General features: G+C 71.8%; 11 protein-coding genes and 1 pseudogene. 7 read left to right on the top strand and 5 right to left on the bottom strand.

What is annotated here, in order from left to right; all coding sequences use genetic code 11:
• Positions 1–64 precede the first annotated feature (64 nt).
• Complete coding sequence (locus ACPA54_RS33935) at positions 65–256, bottom strand: hypothetical protein (protein ID WP_423535630.1); 192 nt, start codon at positions 254–256, stop codon at positions 65–67.
• 47 nt (positions 257–303) lie between these two features.
• Positions 304–579 (bottom strand): hypothetical protein, encoded by a 276-nt coding sequence (locus ACPA54_RS33930; protein WP_423535628.1) that lies wholly within the window; start codon positions 577–579, stop codon positions 304–306.
• 234 nt (positions 580–813) lie between these two features.
• Between ACPA54_RS33930 and pepN (ACPA54_RS33925) the strand changes: the two genes are divergently transcribed.
• The 3 genes from pepN (ACPA54_RS33925) to ACPA54_RS33915 all read left to right on the top strand — a co-directional run bounded on the left by pepN (ACPA54_RS33925) (position 814) and on the right by ACPA54_RS33915 (position 6,431).
• A complete protein-coding gene (gene pepN, locus ACPA54_RS33925) occupies positions 814–3,408 on the top strand; it encodes an aminopeptidase N (RefSeq protein WP_423535626.1) in 2,595 nt (864 codons plus the stop codon).
• Positions 3,409–3,521: 113 nt separating this feature from the next.
• A complete protein-coding gene (pepN, locus tag ACPA54_RS33920) occupies positions 3,522–6,074 on the top strand; it encodes an aminopeptidase N (protein ID WP_423535625.1) in 2,553 nt (850 codons plus the stop codon).
• Positions 6,075–6,248: 174 nt separating this feature from the next.
• On the top strand, positions 6,249–6,431 hold the full coding sequence (locus tag ACPA54_RS33915; protein ID WP_423535729.1) for a hypothetical protein: 183 nt from the start codon (positions 6,249–6,251) through the stop codon (positions 6,429–6,431).
• 49 nt (positions 6,432–6,480) lie between these two features.
• On the opposite strand, the gene malQ is transcribed toward ACPA54_RS33915, so the two are convergent.
• Positions 6,481–8,805, bottom strand: coding sequence for a 4-alpha-glucanotransferase (gene malQ, locus ACPA54_RS33910; RefSeq protein ID WP_423535623.1), 2,325 nt, complete (start codon positions 8,803–8,805; stop codon positions 6,481–6,483).
• Positions 8,806–9,138: 333 nt separating this feature from the next.
• Positions 9,139–9,642, bottom strand: a pseudogene (locus ACPA54_RS33905) (HNH endonuclease); the annotation flags it as partial.
• Between the two features lie 156 nt (positions 9,643–9,798).
• Between ACPA54_RS33905 and ACPA54_RS33900 the strand changes: the two are divergent.
• The 4 genes from ACPA54_RS33900 to ACPA54_RS33885 all read left to right on the top strand — a co-directional run bounded on the left by ACPA54_RS33900 (position 9,799) and on the right by ACPA54_RS33885 (position 15,321).
• Positions 9,799–11,937 (top strand): prolyl oligopeptidase family serine peptidase, encoded by a 2,139-nt coding sequence (locus tag ACPA54_RS33900; RefSeq protein ID WP_423535622.1) that lies wholly within the window; start codon positions 9,799–9,801, stop codon positions 11,935–11,937.
• A 71-nt stretch (positions 11,938–12,008) separates the two neighbouring features.
• The gene (locus tag ACPA54_RS33895; RefSeq protein ID WP_423535620.1) at positions 12,009–13,034 is read left to right on the top strand and encodes a mechanosensitive ion channel family protein; all 1,026 of its coding nucleotides are present in this window, start codon (positions 12,009–12,011) and stop codon (positions 13,032–13,034) included.
• A gap of 172 nt (positions 13,035–13,206) precedes the next feature.
• Positions 13,207–13,605 (top strand): globin, encoded by a 399-nt coding sequence (locus tag ACPA54_RS33890; RefSeq protein ID WP_423535618.1) that lies wholly within the window; start codon positions 13,207–13,209, stop codon positions 13,603–13,605.
• An 84-nt stretch (positions 13,606–13,689) separates the two neighbouring features.
• Positions 13,690–15,321 carry a glycoside hydrolase family 13 protein gene (locus ACPA54_RS33885; RefSeq protein WP_423535616.1) on the top strand — a complete coding sequence of 544 codons (1,632 nt, stop codon included), beginning with the start codon at positions 13,690–13,692 and terminating at the stop codon, positions 15,319–15,321.
• Positions 15,322–15,751: 430 nt separating this feature from the next.
• On the opposite strand, the gene ACPA54_RS33880 is transcribed toward ACPA54_RS33885, so the two are convergent.
• A complete protein-coding gene (locus tag ACPA54_RS33880) occupies positions 15,752–17,890 on the bottom strand; it encodes an MMPL family transporter (protein WP_423535614.1) in 2,139 nt (712 codons plus the stop codon).
• Positions 17,891–18,135: the final 245 nt, after the last annotated feature.

Genomic DNA, 18,135 nt, shown 5'->3' with positions numbered 1-18,135 from the left:
CTTCAACCACCCGAGCCCGAGGCACATTCCAAACTCGCTCGACGACTTCGGGCCCGGCGAGGAGCTACATGTGCTGGATTCGCACCACGGTGACCGTCAGCACCGACCGGCTGACGTAGTACACGACGAAGCACCCTGCGACGGTGGCGTCCCGGTGGTCACGTTCGCCGCGGATCGAGCTGGAGCCGGCGCCGTAGGGGTCGCGGGCGATGGCATCCATCGCGTGGTCGAACGACCGGCGCAGGGACGCGGGCATGCTGTCGAGCGCCTTGGAGGCGTCGGGCCCGTACGCAACGCGTTAACTCACGGCCGTGCCCCCGGATCCTCGTCCGCGTATGCGGCGGGGGTATACGTGCCCGCCTCGAGGCTGCGGGAGGCTTCGTCGTCCTCGGCGACGGCCTCGGGTGGGAGGGCCCACCGAGCGGCGATGCGTCCCACCTCGTTGACGGGGGCGGACTCGATCGCTTCCGTGAATGCGGCGCGCTGATGTTCGGGCAGTGCCGCGCGGATATCGGCAATGGTTCCGGGCAACTCGACCAGGACCCCGCCGACGACGGTCTTGAGAGTCGGCTTGCTCATCCGCCTGCTCCTTTCGCTGGATGCGCACTGATCAGTGTGCGCGGTCCGGCTTTGGCGAGTCAGTAACACGGTTGGGTGACACGGTTGTCAGGGCCCCGCCGCTCCGCGCCTCCCGTGCCGTTTCGGGAGGGATTCGGGAGGGCCGTGAAAGGATCGCGGGAGATGACGGGGCGGTGCAAACATCGCCGGCCTCGTGGTGACCTCTGCCGGAATTCGATACCTGGAGCGTGACCCGTGCCCGGTAAGAACCTGACGCGTGACGAGGCCCGGGAGCGGGCGCGGCTGCTGGAGGTGGAGAGTTACCGGATCGCGCTCGACCTGACCCGCGGGGAGAAGACGTTCCGGTCCGAGACCGTCATCCGGTTCACGTGCCGCGAACCGGGGGCGGCGTCGTTCGCGGATCTGCTGGCGCCCGAGGTGCACAGTGTGACTCTCAACGGGCGCGAGCTGGACCCGGCGATCGTGTTCGACGGCGCGCGGATCGCGCTCGACGGTCTGGCGGCGGAGAACGAGCTGCGGGTCGTCGCCTCGTGCGCGTACAGCCGCACCGGGCAGGGGCTGCACCGCTTCGAGGACCCGGCCGACGGCAAGGTCTACACCTACACGCACTTCGAGCCCGCCGACGCCCGGCGGCTCTACACCAACTTCGAACAGCCGGACCTGAAAGCCTCGTTCGCGTTCGAGGTCGTCGCGCCGGAGCACTGGACCGTCGTCTCGAACGCCCCAGAGGCCGGCCGCGAGCCCGCCGGGCCGCGGGCGAGCAAGTGGGTCTTCGAGCCCACCGCCCGGATCTCCACCTACATCACCGCGATCGCCGCCGGCGACTACCACGTCGTGCGCGATGTCTACGAAGGCGACGGACAGACCATCCCGCTCGGGCTGCTCTGCCGCGCCTCGCTGGCGGAACACCTGGACGCCGAAAGGCTGTTCCGGCAGACGAAGAGCGGGTTCGGGTTCTTCCACCGGGCCGACCGGTTCGAGATCGACTACCCGTTCGGCAAGTACGACCAGGTCTTCGTGCCCGAATACAACATCGGCGCGATGGAGAACCCGGGCTGTGTCACCTTCCGTGACGAGTACGTGTTCCGGTCCAAGGTCACCGAAGCCGCCTACGAAGGCCGCGCCAACACCGTCCTGCACGAGATGGCGCACATGTGGTTCGGCGACCTCGTCACCATGCGCTGGTGGGACGACCTGTGGCTCAAGGAGTCCTTCGCCGACTACATGGGCACCGCCGCCGTCGCCGAGGCGACCGAATACCCCGACTCGTGGGTGTCGTTCGCGATCCGCCGCAAGGCGTGGGCATACCGGCAGGACCAGCTGCCGACGACGCACCCGATCGTCGCGGACATCCGCGACCTCGAAGACGCCATGCTCAACTTCGACGGCATCACCTACGCCAAGGGCGCTTCGGTCCTCAAGCAGCTCGTCGCCTACGTCGGCCCGGACGCGTTCTACGCGGGCGCCCGCGCTTACTTCCGGCGGCACGCCTACGGCAACACCAGCCTCGTCGACCTGCTGTCCGTGCTGGAGCAGGAAAGCGGCCGCGACCTGTCCGCCTGGTCGAAGGCCTGGCTGGAGACCACCGGCGTCAACCGGCTGGTGCCCGAGGTGGAGACCGACGCGTCCGGCACCGTCACCGCGTTCGCGGTCCGCCAGGAAGGCGAGCCCGCCCGCCCGCACCGCATCGTCGTCGGACGGTACGAGGACGCCGGCGACGGCCGCCTCACCCGCACCGGCCGCACCGAGGTCGACATCACCGGCGACCGCACCGAGGTCCCCGACCTGGTCGGCAGCCCGCGCCCGGCGCTGATCCTGCTCAACGACGAAGACCTCACCTACTGCAAGATCGGCTTCGACGAAGTCTCCCTCGCCACCGTCATGAACCGCCTGTCCGACCTCGACGACCCGCTGGCCCGCGCGCTGTGCTGGTCGGCGATGTGGAACCTCACCCGCGACGCCGACCTGCCCGCCCGCGAGTTCGCCGGCCTGGTGCTGCGCCACGCCGCCGGGGAACAGCGCGTCGCCGTCGTGCAGATGGTCCTCGAACAGGCCGAATCCGCACTCGAGCTGTACGTCGACCCGGACCGCCGCGCCGCCGCCCGGGCCCACCTGGCCGCGGGCGCGCTCCGCGAACTGCGCGCCGCCGCGCCCGGCAGCGACCACCAGCTGGCCTGGGCCCGCTGCTTCGGCCGCACCGCGATCTCCGCGGACGACCTGACGTTCCTGCGCGCCCTCGCGGCCCGCGACGAGACGATCGAGGGCCTCGACGTCGACGACGAGCTGACCTGGCTGTTCACCGAAACCCTCGCCGCCGAGGGCTATGCCGACGCCGCCGACATCGCCGCCGTGCTGCAGCAGGACGCGACCGTCGCCGGCCGCCAGCACGCCGCCGCCTGCCTCGCCGCCCTCGACGACCCCGCACGCAAGGCCGAAGCGTGGCGCTCCGTCGTGGACAGCGACGAACTGCCCAACGCCATGGTCGACGCCGTCATCCGCGGCTTCACGCACGCGTCCGACCCGGCCCGGCTGTCCATCTACACCGAGCCCTACTTCGCGGCCCTCACCCGCGTGTGGGCCGAGCGTTCCATCGAGATCGCCCGGCGCATCGTGGTCGGCCTCTACCCGATGGCGGACGTGTCGCCCGAGCTGCTGCGCCGCACCGACGCGTGGCTCGCCGACGACGGCCACGCGCCCGCACTGCGCCGCCTGGTGCTGGAGCGCCGCGACGACGCCGCCCGCGCCCTCAAAGCACGTGCGCGCGACGCCGCCGCGGGGGATGCTGCCGACAGGGCCGCGGACCCGGCGGCCCGCCCGACCACGGCCTGACCCGCGACCGGCCCTCGCGACCGACCCCGCGACCGACCCCCGCGACCGAAGCGCATCCGACGCGCACCTGCAGCGCACCCGAACCACCTGACGACCCGAAGGAGACGACCGGCGTGCCCGGTACCAACCTCACCCGTGACGAAGCCCGCGAGCGGGCCCGGATCCTCACCGTCGACGGCTACGACGTCGCTCTCGACCTGACCGGCACCGGCGCGACGTTCACCTCCGAGACGACGGTGCGGTTCGCCTGCGCCGAACCGGGGGCCGAGACGTTCGTCGACCTGATCGCGCCGTCCGTCACCGAAATCGTCCTCAACGGCGTGGCGCTCGACCCCGCGAAGGTGTTCGCGGACAGCCGCATCCGCCTCGACGGCCTCGCCGCGCAGAACGAGCTGCGCGTGGTCGCCGACTGCGCTTACATGAACACCGGCGAGGGCCTGCACCGCTTCGTCGACCCGGTGGACGACAAGACGTACCTCTACACGCAGTTCGAGGTCGCCGACGCCCGCCGCGTCTTCGCCAACTTCGAACAGCCGGACCTGAAGGCCACCTTCGCGTTCACCATCACCGCCCCGGCGGACTGGCAGGTGGTCAGCAATTCGCCGACGCCCGCCCCTGCGGCCGGGGCCGACGGCGCGGCGGTGTGGGCGTTCGAGCCGACCCCGCGGATCTCCACGTACATCACCGCGCTGGTCGCCGGGCACTACCACGGGGTGCACGACAGCTACACCGCCGCCGACGGCACGGTGGTGCCGCTCGGCGTGTACTGCCGCGCGTCGCTCGCCGAGTTCCTCGACGCGGACAACATCTTCGACGTCACGAAGCAGGGCTTCGACTACTTCCTCGAGCAGTTCGACTTCCCGTACCCGTTCGCGAAGTACGACCAGCTGTTCGTGCCCGAGTACAACGCGGGCGCCATGGAGAACGCGGGCTGCGTGACGATCCTGGAGGACTACGTCTTCCGGTCGAAGGTCACCGACGCCTCCTACGAGGTCCGCGCCGAGACGATCCTCCACGAGCTGGCCCACATGTGGTTCGGCGACCTGGTCACCATGCAGTGGTGGGACGACCTGTGGCTGAACGAATCGTTCGCCACCTACGCGTCGATCCTCTGCCAGGCCGAGGTCACCCGCTGGACGCACGCGTGGGCGACGTTCGGCAACCGCATGAAGACGTGGGCGTACCGGCAGGACCAGCTGCCGTCCACGCACCCGATCTTCGCCAACATCCGCGACCTCGAGGACGTCGAGGTCAACTTCGACGGCATCACCTACGCCAAGGGCGCCTCCGTCCTCAAGCAGCTCGTCGCCTACGTCGGCAGCGAGCACTTCATGGCGGGCGTGCGCACCTACTTCAAGCGGCACGCGTGGGGCAACAGCACCCTCGCCGACCTGCTGAAGGCCCTCGAAGAGGAGTCCGGCCGCGACCTGTCCGCGTGGTCCGCCGAGTGGCTGCAGACCGCCGGCATCAACACGCTGCGCCCGGAGATCGCCACCGACGACGCCGGGGTCATCACCTCGTTCGCGGTGCTCCAGGAAGCCCCCGAGGCATGGCCGACGATCCGCACCCACCGCATGGCGATCGGCTTTTACGACCGCACGGACGCGGGGCTGGTCCGCACCCACCGCGTCGAGCTGGACGTGTCGGGCGCGCGCACCGAGGTCGCCGAGCTGGTCGGCCGGGCCCGGCCGGACGTCGTGCTGCTCAACGACGACGACCTGACGTACTGCAAGATCCGCCTCGACGAGGCGTCGCTGAAGGTCGTCACCGAGGCCATCGGCGAGTTCACCGAGCCGCTGCCGCGCGCGCTGTGCTGGGCCGCGGCGTGGGACATGACGCGCGACGCGGAAATGGCCGCCCGCGACTACCTGACGCTGGTGCTGTCCGGGATCGGGCAGGAAAAGGACATCAACATCGTCGGGTCGCTGCACCGCCAGCTGACCAGCGCCCTGCAGCTGTTCGCCGACCCGGCGTGGCGCCCCGAGGGCCTCGCCAAGCTGGCCGACGCCGCGGTCGGCTACCTGCGTTCCTCCGCGCCGGGCAGCGACCACCAGCTCGCCTGGGCGCGCTGCCTCGCCACGGTGGCCGTCTCCGACGACCAGGTCGCCCTCCTCAAGGGCCTCCTGGCGGGCACCGAGAGCATCGGCGGCCTCGCGGTGGACACCGACCTGCGCTGGGCGTTCCTGCAGCGCCTGGTGGCCCTCGGCGCGGCCGGCAAGCCGGAGATCGACGCCGAGCGGGTCCGCGACGACACCGCGGCCGGTGCGCGCAACGCGCAGGCGTGCCTGGCCGCGCGGCCGACGCGCGAGGCCAAGGACGAGGCGTGGGCGTCCGTCGTCGAATCCGACGCGCTGCCGAACGCCACCCAGGCGGCGGTCATCGGCGGTTTCGGGCAGCCCGACCAGCGCGAGCTGCTGGCCGAGTACACCGACCGCTATTTCGCGGCGATCGCCGACGTGTGGGCGTCCCGCACCAACGAGATCGCCCAGCAGATCGTGCTCGGCTTCTACCCGACCGTGCAGGTCTCCCAGGAGACCCTCGACCGCACGGACGCGTGGCTCGACGGCGCGGAGCGGGTCCCGGCACTGCGCCGGCTGATCGTGGAGAGCCGCGACGGCGTGGCCCGTTCGCTGCGCGCGCAGGCACGCGACACCGCGGCGTCCTGACCCGCCGTCACCCCGCGCGCCGGGCGGCTTCCCGCCGCCCGGCCGCGCCGGGGAGGACACGGGTCACCCGTCCGGTGCCCCGGTGCGTTCCGGGCGGGGTGCGACGGGTACCGTAGGGCCGTGGTCAACAGGAATGCACTGCGTGCCGGCACGGTCGCGGCCGGCGTGACGCTCATGCTGCTTATCTCGTCCCCGGCGTTCGCCCTGACGCGGGACGACGGCGACGACCCGGGCTCCGGTCTCAGCATCGGCGAGACGCTGGGCTACTTCGTGGGCCTGCCGATCCTGCTCTTCGCGATCATCGCGTTCCTGGTGTCCCTCCCGGACATCATGAAAAAGGGCGGCACCAAGCGCTGAACCCCGCCGTGCCGGGTGCCGCGCGGCTCTCCCCCGCGATCCCGCGGTCCTAGAGCCCGCGCAGCACCCGGGCGAGCGATGCCGCGCGCGGGTCGGCCGCCAGGTCTTCCAGCAGCACGCGGCGGCCCGTCCCGTCGGCGACGGGCAGCACCCAGTTGGGGTATTCGCGGAACGTCCCCGGCAGGTTCTGCGGGCGCCGGTCGCCGACCGCGTCCGGCAGCCACACCCCGAGCATCCGGCACGGCGTCCGCGCCAGCAGCCGGTGCAGCGCTTCGATACGCTCCCGCTCCCCCGCGCCCGGCCGCAGCAGGCCGCGGTCGCGCAGCAGGTCGAGCCACGCGTCGCGGTCCGCGTCCGCTTCCCGCCGGGCTTCCTCCGGTGACTCCCGCAGCAGGCCCAGGCCGGCCCACAGGTCCACGTGTTCGCCGGACAGCCGGGCCGCCGTCGGCGGCAGGTCGTGGGTGGTGACGGTGGCCAGCGACAGCTCCCGCCAGCGCTCCGGCGCGACCGGCCCGTCCGCGTCCTGCTCGAACCACAGCACCGACGTGCCGAGGATCCCCCGCTCCGCGAGGTAGTCCCGCACCCACGGCTCGACCGTCCCCAGGTCCTCGCCGACCACGACGGCGCCCGCGCGGTGTGCCTCCAGGGCGAGGATGCCCACCATCGCCTCGTGGTCGTAGCGCACGTAGGCACCCCGGTCGGGCCGGTTGCCGCGCGGGATCCACCAGAAGCGGAACAGCCCGAGGATGTGGTCGACGCGCACCGCGCCCGCATTCCGGAAGACCGCGCGCAGGAGTTCGCGGTACGGCGCATAGCCTGCTTCGGCGAGCCGCACCGGATGCCACGGCGGCTGGCTCCAGTCCTGCCCGAATGCGTTCATCGCGTCCGGCGGCGCCCCGCCCGTGGCGTCCAGCGCGAGGACTTCGCCGCCGCGCGGGGCGCCCAGCACCCACGCGTCCGAACCGTCCGGGTGCACCCCGACGGCGAGGTCGTGCACGATGCCGACCGGCATGCCCGCGTCGCGGGCCGTGCGCTGTGCCCCGGCCAGCTGCTCGTCGGCGACCCACTGGCACCAGCGGTGGAAGTCGACCGCGGACGCCAGCCGGCGGCGCGCCTGCCGGACCGCCGGGGAGTCCGGATCGCGGAGGTCGTCGGGCCAGTCGTGCCAGTTCGGGCCGTGCTCCTCGACGAGCGCGCACCACGTCGCGTGGTCGTCGAGCCAGCGGCCTTCGGCGGCCAGGTAGGCCCGGTAGGCGGCTTCCCGGCCGGGGCTGCGCGGCACCCGGTGCACGAGGGCGAGCGCTTCGCGTTTGGCGGCGCGGACGCGGTCGCGGTCGAGGTGGTCGTCCGGCGCGGCTTCCGGCCTCGGTTTCGGGATGCTCTCCGCGGCCTCCGCCCCGGCTCCCGTCCCCGCCCCCGTCCCCGCTCCCGTCGCAGCCTCCGTTTCAGGCCCCGTTCCGGGCTCGGGTTCCGGCTCCCGTGCGGGGCCCGGATCTCCCGTGCGCAGCCGGAGTTCCTCCGCGACCGCGTATTCGACCGGGCTCAGGTAGGCGTACTCCGGCACGGCCTCGACCCGGATGTACATCGGGTCGGTGAACCGGCGGCTGACCGGCAGGTACGGCGACGGCTCGACGGGTTGCACCGGCGACGCCGCGTGCAGCGGGTTGACCAGCACGAACCCGGCGCCGTGCCGGCGCGCCGACCAGCCTGCCAGGTCGGCGAGGTCGGCCAGGTCGCCCAGGCCCCACGAGCGGCGGGACAGCAGCGAATACAGCTGCACCATGAAGCCCCAGGTGCGGCCGGGCGGCGGCGCGAGCCGGGCCGGCGTCACCGCGAGCGGGATGCTCGCGTGCCGGGCCTCCGCGGGGACGCCCGGTTCGCCGCCGGAGCCGCGCGGCACCTCCTCGGTCGGCAGTACCCGCGCGTGCAGCGTGTGCCAGCCGAGCGGCAGGTCGACGGGCAGCACGCAGGTGCGCTCCTGCACGACCACGCCGTCGACGGCGGGCGGCAGGTGCCGGTCGCCTTCCCGGATGTCGCGGCGGACGCCGCCGTCTTCGAGTTCGATCCACAGCTCGACGTGCGCGCCGGGTTCGGTGTGCACGGAGAACGCTTCGCCGCGGCCGGCGCGGGTGACGATGACCAGCGGCAGCAGCCTGCGGCGGCGCGCGGTTTCGTGGGCGGCGAGCGCGTCCCGGACGGCGTCGGGCCCGGACGTGTCCACGCCGAGCGCGCCGAGGACCCCGCGCACGGTCTCCTCGTCCGCGTGCACCGCGTCGCCGCGCCATCCGTGGTGCTCGGTGGCGACCCCGTAGGCCGCGGCGAGCCGGGCCAGGTCGCCGGACACCGCCGGCGCCTTCTCCTCCGTACGCTCCATATCCGCGAGCATCGCACTCACCCGCCCCGTTTTGGGGTTGTTCGAGCAAGGGTTCGCCCGAAGGGGCGCCCGAACGGCGGCCCGCGGGCCGGGAGCGGCTGCTCCCGGCCCGCGGACCCGGTCGTCCGGTGGGCGGAGACGACAACGGCGGCGAACCTGCTGCCTGGTCCGGCAGGTCCGCCGCCGTTATGCGCTTGCGGCTTGGTCGTACGGGTCGTACTCGAAGGACGGATGGATCACGTCGCCCGAACCGACCCGTCCCGGATGCGCGGGATGGTCGGTCCGATGCTGATGCTGATGCTGCACCTGGTGGTCGGTGCGGCCGTAGCCGTACTCCTCGGCGCCGTAGGGCGCGAGGTAGGGGTCCCAACGCGGGTCGCGGAACCCGGTGCCAATGATGCGCCAGGCCAGGCCGCTCGGCTGGGACGGTTTGCGGTGCATCCGCCAGCCCAGTTCCGCGATGTAGCGGTCGCTCTTGACGTGGTTGCAGCGGCGGCACGCCGACACCACGTTCTCCCAGGTGTGCTGTCCGCCCCGGCTGCGCGGGATGACGTGGTCGACGCTGGTCGCGGCGCCCCCGCAGTACACGCAGCGTCCGCCGTCCCGCGCGAACAGCGCCCGGCGGGTGAGCGGAACCTGCCCCCGAAAGGGGATGCGGACGAATCGGGTGAGGCGGACGACGCTCGGTACGGGGATTTCGGTGGTCGCGCTGTGCAGAATGCTGCCGGATTCCTCCAGGCAGGTGGCTTTGTTGTTGAGCACGAGAATGAGCGCTCGCCGTACCGAGACCACGCACAGCGGCTCGTACGACGCGTTGAGGACCAGTGAATGCGGCACGTAATGCCTCCTTTTACGCCTGCGGCACGTGGCTCGTGCCGGGACGATCGGCTCCCAGTGTCGCTGCCTGCCTACCCTGCGCGCCACAAGGAATCTCCATGGTCACATGCCGTTCACCTGCCGGGGAGGCCGGGAATGCGGGACTAGGATCACGCCATGACGCGCCCGGAGTACCCCGTCGCCCCTCGTTCGGACACCGTCGACGTGCTCGCCGGAAGGCCGGTTCGCGACCCTTTCCGTCCGCTCGAGGACGCGGATTCCGCGGCCACCCGGGAATGGTCGGCGGCCCAGGACGCGCTGTTCCGCGCGGCCGCCGCGGACCTTCCGGACCGGGACCGGCTGCGAGGCCGCATCGCCGGCCTGCTCGCCACCGGCGGTATCGGGACACCGGTGTGGCGCGGCGGACGCTGCTTCTTCCGGCGCCGGCTGCCCGACCAGGAGCACGCCGTGCTGTTGGTCACAGAGCCGGACGGCGCCGAACGGGTGCTGGTCGACCCCGTCGCGCTGGCCGCGGACGGGACGGCGACGCTCGACGGGTGGAATCCCTCGTTGGAAGGCGACCGGTTGGCCTACCTGGTGTCGCGGGGCGGCACCGAGGAGCCCGAGCTGTTCGTGCTGGACGTGGCGACCGGCGAGCGGATCGACGGCCCGGTGAGCCGGACCAAGGAATCGTCGATGACGTGGCTGCCCGGCGGCGAGGCGCTGTACATCATGCGCAACGTCGCACCCGAGCTGCTGCCCGCGGACGAGGTGCAGTACCACCGGCGGGTGTACCTGCACCGGATCGGCACCGACCCGGACACCGACGACGTCGAGGTGTTCGGCGCGGACCGCGACAAGACGTCGTTCTTCCGGGTCGGCCTGTCGCTCGACGGCCGCTACCTGACGGTCAGCGCGTCGCAGGGCACCGAGCCCCGCAACGACCTGTGGATCGCCGATCTGACCGCGTCCGGTCCGGAAGCGCCGGAACTGCGGCCGCTGCAGGTCGGCGTGGACGCGCGGACGTGGCCGTACTTCGGACCCGACGGACGCCTCTACCTGGCCACCGACCTGGACGCGCCGCGCGGCCGCCTGTGCCTCGCCGACCCGGACGCCGCCGACCCCGGCCCGGACACCTGGACGACGCTCGTCGGCGAGGACCCGGAAGCCGTGCTGGAGGACTTCGCGGTCCTCGTCGGCCCCGAACTCGACGCGCCGCAGCTGGTCGTGGCGTGGACCCGGCACATGCGCGGCGAACTCACCCGGCACACCTGGGAGACCGGCGCCCGCGAAGCGGTCATCCCGCTCGGCATCGATGCCGCCGAAGGCGGCGGTGACGGGGGCGGCGACGCGATCGGGTCGATCGGCGTCCTGCTCGACCGCCTCGAAGGCGGCTGCGAAGTCTGGTTCGGCTGGTCCGACTACCGGACGCCGTCGTCCGTGCGCCGCTACGACGCCCGCACCGGCGCGGTGTCGGTCTGGGCGACCGCGCCCGCGTCCGTCGAGGTGCCGCGCGTCCACGTGCGGCAGGAGGAGTACACCTCCAAGGACGGCACGACCGTCCGCATGTTCGTCATCGCTCCCACCGCGGAGCCGGACCGGCCGCGCCCGACCGTGCTGTACGGCTACGGCGGTTTCGCCATCCCCATGTCGCCGGGCTATTCGGCGAGCGTCCTCGCCTGGGTCGAAGCGGGCGGCGTGTACGCCATCGCGGGCCTGCGCGGCGGCAGCGAGGAAGGCGAGGACTGGCACCGCGCGGGTATGCGCGAAAACAAGCAGCGCGTCTTCGACGACTTCCATGCCGCGGCCGAACACCTCCTTGCCCGCGGCTGGGCGGCGGCCGGCGGGCTCGGCATCTCCGGGGGGTCGAACGGCGGGCTGCTGGTCGGCGCCGCGCTGACCCAGCGTCCCGACCTGTACGCCGCGGTTGTGTGCTCGGCGCCGCTGCTCGACATGGTGCGGTACGAGCAGTTCGGCCTCGGCAAGCTGTGGAGCGACGAGTACGGCACCGCCGCGATCCCGGAGGAACTCGACTGGCTGCTCGGCTACTCGCCGTACCACCGCGTCGTGGACGGAGTGGAGTACCCGGCCGTGCTGTTCACCACGTTCGACGGCGACAGCCGCGTCGATCCGCTGCACGCGCGCAAGATGTGCGCGGCGCTCCAGGCGGCGACGGCGGGCGCGCGACCGGTGCTGCTGCGCACGGAGGCGAACGTCGGGCACGCCGACCGGTCGGTGAGCCGTTCGGTCGAACTGTCCGCGGACACCCTGGCCTTCCTGGCCCGCTGGACGGGTTTGGCGGGCGTGCCGGAATAGCCCGAAGCGGGACGGACCCGGCGTCCGGTTACGGTGGTGGGGTCGGTTCACCCGCGCAGAGAGGTTCGTACGTGTTCGCACCGGGATTCGTACCGGGACTGTCGGAAGTGGTGCTCGCCGCCGACGACCAGCAGAACGGCAAAGTGTCGAGCTGGTTCGACAAACACGGCGAAACCCTCGTGGTGACCCCGATCCGGATCCTCGTCATCGTGCTGGTGGCGCTGATCCTGCGGGCCATCACCCGCAAGGCGATCACCCAGTTGATCTCCCGGATGGCGAACGACGGTGCGAACGGCAGCGGGCGGCCGGTCACCGGGTTCCTGCTCAACGCGGAACGGCGGCGGCAGCGCGCGGAGACCGTCGGATCGGTCATGCGCAGCATGGCGTCGTTCGTGATCCTCGGCATCGCGACGCTGCTGGTGCTGAGCGAACTCAACGTCAACCTGGCACCGCTGCTCGCGAGCGCCGGTATCGCCGGCGTGGCGATCGGTTTCGGCGCACGCAACCTGGTGACGGACTTCCTCTCCGGCATGTTCATGATCTTGGAGGACCAGTACGGCGTCGGCGACCTCGTCGACGCGGGACCCGCGTCCGGCACGGTCATCGAAGTCGGCCTGCGGATCACCAAGCTGCGGGACACGGACGGCACCGTCTGGTACATCCGCAACGGCGAGATCAAACGCATCGGCAACCACAGCCAGGGCTGGGGCACCGCGAAGATCGACGTGCAGGTCGGCTACCGCGAGGACGTCGACAAGGTACGCGAGCTGATCGTGGACACCACCGAGGCGCTGGCCGACGCCGACCGGTGGAGCGAGGCGGTGTGGGGGCCGGGCGAGGTCATCGGCATGGAGTCGGTGACGCCCGAGGCGGTCGTGCTGCGTGTGCAGGTGAAGACGATGCCGGGGCACGAGAACGCGGTGGGGCGGGAGCTGCGCGCGCGGCTGAAGCACGCGTTCGACGACGCGGGCGTGCGGTTGACCGAGCCGGTGGTGGTGCCGGCCTCGGCCGGTTCCGACACGTCGCCCGCGGCCCCGGCACCCGAGCCGACGCCGCCGGTGCCCCCGACCGGACCGGCCGGACCGGCCGCGCCCTGACCGGCGCTGCCCCGAGCTGACCCGGCCCTGCACCGCCCCGCCTCGCCCCGTCCTGACCCGGGCTGACCCGCGCTGACCCGCGCTGGGGACGGCCCGCCGGGCTGCGGACGAGTTGTCCCCAGGCTTTCCGCGGGCCCTCCGCGGTCCTGCGGCCATCTGCGAGGATGGTTCGGTGAGCGACTCGACGACGGACCAGTTCCCCTCCTTCTTCGACGCGGTGGGCGGCGAGGAGACCTTCGCCAAGCTGGTGCACCGGTTCTACGAGGGCGTCCGGGCCGATCCGCTGCTGCGTCCGATGTACCCCGAGGAGGACCTCGGTCCGGCGGAGGAGCGGCTGCGGCTGTTCCTCATGCAGTACTGGGGCGGGCCGCGGACGTACAGCGACGAGCGGGGCCATCCCCGGCTGCGCATGCGGCACGCGCCGTTCGCGGTGACGCCCGAGGCGCGGGACGCGTGGCTGCGGCACATGCGGGACGCGGTGGACGACCTGGCGCTGCCCGAGCCGTACCACACGCAGTTGTGGAGCTATCTGGTGTACGCGGCCGAGTCGATGGTCAACCGGGCCGAGTGACGGGGGCAGGGGCGGCAGGGTGACCTGACGGGTGACCTGACCTCGCGTTCGGGAGTCTGCGGAAGTGGGTGACCGTACGTGGATGTGGCCGGCAGGCGGGAGCGGGCGGGCGGCGCGGCGCGGCCGTGGTGGCGCGACGCGGTGTTCTACCAGGTGTATCCGCGGAGCTTCGCGGACGCCGACGGCGACGGAATCGGCGATCTCCCGGGGATCACGGCCCGGCTGCCGCACGTGCGCGATCTCGGCGCGGACGCGGTGTGGCTGAGCCCGTTCTATCCGTCGCCGATGGCGGACGCCGGCTACGACGTGGCCGATCCGCGGGGCGTCGATCCGGTGTTCGGGACGCTCGACGACTTCGACCGGCTGGTGGCGCGGGCGCACGAGCTGGGCCTGCGGATCGTGATCGACATCGTGCCGAACCACACCTCGCACGAGCACGCGTGGTTCCGGGCGGCGCTCGCCGCCGGGCCGGGTTCGTGCGAGCGGTCGCGCTACCTGTTCCGCGAGGGCCGCGGGCCGGCCGGGGACGAGCCGCCGAACGACTGGATGTCGCAGTTCGGCGGCCCGGCGTGGACGCGCGTCCCGGACGCGGACGGCCGCCCCGGCCAGTGGTACCTGCATCTGTACGCACCCGAGCAGCCGGACCTGAACTGGCGCAACCTCGAAGTGCGTTCCGAGTACCTGTCGATCCTGCGGCACTGGCTGGACCGAGGTGTGGACGGCTTCCGGGTGGATGTCGCGCACGGCCTGGTGAAGGCGCTCGGGCTGCCGGACGCGGGCCCCGTACCGCAGGGGCTGGAGGGGCGGCTGCGGCACCGGCTGCCGTACTGGGACCAGCCGGAGGTGCACGACGTGTACCGGGGCTGGCGGCGGGTGTTGGACTCGTACGGCGACGGCGCGGGCGGCGACCGAATCGCGGTGGCGGAGGCGTGGCTGCCGGATCCGGGGCGGCTGGTGCCGTACACCCGGCCGGACGAGCTGCATCAGGCCTTCAACTTCCCGTACCTGCTGGCCGGTTGGGACGCGGACCGGATCCGCGGCGTGGTCGACGCGTCGCTGGCCGCGGCCGCCGCGTCGGGGGCACCGCCGACCTGGGTGCTGGCCAACCACGACGTGCCGCGGGCGGCGACCCGGTTGGGCGGGCTGGACCGGGCGTTGGCCGCGCTGCTGGTCGAGTTGGCACTGCCGGGGTCGGTGTACCTGTACCAAGGCGAGGAGTTGGGCCTGCCCGAAGTCCTCGATCTCCCGGACGAGGCGCGGCAGGATCCGGTGTTCCGCCGCTCGGGCGGCGCTTCGGTCGGCCGGGACGGGTGCCGGGTGCCGCTGCCGTGGTCGTCCGTCGGTCCTTCCTACGGCTTCTCGTCGAGCGGCCGGTCGTGGCTGCCGCAGCCGGAGGCGTGGCGGGAGTTGGCCGCGGACCGGCAGGCGGACGACCCGCATTCGCCCCTGAGCCTGTACCGGCACGCGCTGCGGGTGCGGCGCGAACACCCGGCGCTGGGCGGCGAGGCGCCGGTGTCGTGGGTCGAGTCGCGGCCGGGGACGCTGGTGTTCGAGCGCTCCCCCGGGTTCGTCTGCACCGCGAACGCGACCGATGCGGCGGTGGAGTATCCGCCGATCGGCGCGCTGCTGGCGGCCAGTGGGCCGGTGGATACGGCGCCGGGCGGAGGGCATGCGGTGCCGCCGCATACGACGGCTTGGTGGAGTGTGGGGGGCTGAGCCCCGAGCTGCGCCCGGACCGCGGCTGCGGCCGTGGCCCCTGGGCACACGCGAAGGGCGGTCTCCTGGGGGTGAGACCGCCCTTGCCGGGTCCGCGTGCCGTCCCCCCCTTGGGTCGGCACGCGGGTTTCCCGAGTCCGCCGACCGTTCACGGGGCCGGACCGGTGGACTGGGAACAGACTGTCGGCGCCGCGGCGGCGCCGCCATGGGTGCGGGCGGCCGGTTACGTGTCCAGGACACAGCGGTAGCGCGCCGCGCATCTTCGTGCGGATCCGGTGACACACCGGGCCGCGGGGACGGTGCGGACCGGGCGTTCCGGGATCGGGAGTGTATGTCACGCGAAGGGGCGCGCGGTAGACCAAGATTCGCATCTCGGACTACCGCGCGCCCCGGTGCGCACGGCTGCTGACGATGGGTCAGCGGGGTGTGGCTAGCCCACCAGTGCGCGGTCCCGGTCGCGGTCGTCGTCGTCCGCGTCGCCGCCGGACGGCTCGGGCCGCTTGGCGAGCGGGCTCGGCCACCAGATCTTCGGGCCGATGTCGTGGGTCAGCGCGGTGACCAGGACGGAGCGCACGATGAAGGTGTCCAGGAGGACGCCCAGCGCGACCGCGAAGCCCATTTCCACGAAGTTGACCATCGGCATGGTGACGAACACCGCGAAGGTCGCGGCGAGCACGAGGCCCGCCGACGTGATCACCCCGCCGGTGGCCGCAAGGCCGACGATCGCGCCCTGCCGGGTGCCGCGGTGGCCGGCTTCCTCGCGGACCCGGTGCATCAGGAAGATGTTGTAGTCGATGCCCAGGGCGACGAGGAACACGAAGATGAACAGCGGCATGCCGGTGTCCATGCCCGCGAACCCGAACACGTGGTTGAACAGCAGGCTGCTGACGCCGAGCGCCGCCGCGAACGACAGCACCACGGTGAGCACCAGGATCACCGGCGCCACGATCGCGCGGAGCAGGAGGCACAGCACGATCAGTACGGCGAGCAGGATGAGCGGGATGACCACCTTGTCGTCGTGTTCCGACGCGGCCTGCATGTCGAGGGTCATCGCCGGACCGCCGCCGACCTTGGCGTCGGCGTTCGGGATCGGGTGGACGGCGTCGCGCAAGCGCTCGACCGTCGCGCGGGCCTCGGGGGTGTCGCCGCCGTCCGTCAGGGTGACGGACAGTTCGACCAGACCCCGGTTGGCGCGGTCCGTGCCGTCGACCGCGACCCCGTTGGGCACGACGCCCTGGATCTTCTGCGCGGCGTCCTTGACCGCGTCGGCCGCCGCCGCGTTCGTGATGATGTAGATCGGGTCGCCCGCGCCGTGCGGGAACGACTTGTTCGCGATCTCCATGCCCTTGATCGAGTCGGGCTTCTTGGTGAAGCCGTCGGCCAGCTCCATGCCGTCCGCCTTGAGCCCGGTGAGACCGAGCGCGAACACGCCGAGGATGACCGCGGTGAGCACCCACACGGTGCGGGCGCGCTTCTCGATGACGCCGCCGACGCGGGTCCAGATGCCGTTCGCGTGCGCCTGCTCGGTGCCCACGTGCGGGATCTTCGGCCAGAACGCCCAGCGGCCGAAGATGACCAGGAGCGCGGGCAGCAGGGTGATCATGACCAGGAGGCCGACGCCGATGCCGATGGCGCACACCGGGCCGAGGCCCTGCGTGGAGTTCATCTCGGCGGCGAGCAGCACCAGCATCGACAGGGCCACGGTGGCGGCACTGGCGATGATGGCCGGGCCCGCGCGGTGCAGCGCGTGCGCCATGGCCTCGTGCCGGTCCTCGTAGTTGCGCAGTTCCTCGCGGTAGCGCGCGATCAGCAGCAGGGCGTAGTCGGTGCCCGCGCCGAAGATCATGATGTTGAGGACCGCGTAGCTCTGCCCGTTGACCGTGACACCGGCCTTGGTGGCCAGATAGACGACCGCCCATGCGGCGACCATCGCGAAGATCGCGGACAGCAGCGGCACGAACCACAGCGTCGGCGACCGGTAGGTCAGCAGCAGGATCACGATGACGATGAGGACGGTGATCCCCAGCAGCGCGCCGTCGATGCCGGAGAACGCCTCGGCCTGGTCGGCGGCGATACCGGCCGGACCGGCCGTGTAGACCTGCACCCCGCTCGGCAGCTTGTCGTCGGCGACCTTGCGGATCTCCTTGACGGCCTTGCTGAGGTCTTCCCAGCCGCCGTCCTTGACCGCGATCGGAATGGCGATCTGCGCGGTCGTCTTGGTGTCGTTGTACTGCGGCTCGCCGATCTGGCCGCTGACCCCCTTGACGTCCTTGAACGCGAGGAAGTCGTCGGTGATGGCCTGCTGGGCGGCGATGTCCAGACCGGCCGGGTTGTAGTACACCTCGTTGGCGTACGCGATGGTGTCGTCGCGGAAGTCCTTCTGGATCTCGACGACCTTGGTCGACTCCGCGCTGCCCGGCAGCCAGGACGACATCTCGTTGCTCTGCGCACCGCTCAGCTTCCCCGCGAGCGGGAACATGCCGGCGATGACGACGATCCAGAAGCCGAGTACGACCCATTTACTTCGCCGTCCGCATGGCAGTGCAGACAGCTTCTTCCAGCTCTTCATGTTTTGTAGCCCCCACAAACGCGATATGTCGCGAGCCTTCACGGACACGATGTATCGCGTCTGCGCAAGGTGTCAAGGAAACAATCAGGCGGTTGGACAGTGTGCCGGATTGGTTCAGACCATGGTCATGGAAACACGCCGAAGACGCATCGGCGACAGGTCGTCAATGCGCTGATTCCGGCGGTGGTCCGACCCACAATCCAACAGGCGGGCGACACCGCCGCGCCACCCTTTTTACGCGACCC

Origin of the sequence: Uniformispora flossi, from assembly GCF_049534875.1 — a bacterium.
Taxonomy (GTDB): domain Bacteria; phylum Actinomycetota; class Actinomycetes; order Streptomycetales; family Streptomycetaceae; genus Yinghuangia; species Yinghuangia aomiensis.
This window is presented reverse-complemented; position numbering and strand designations above follow the sequence as displayed.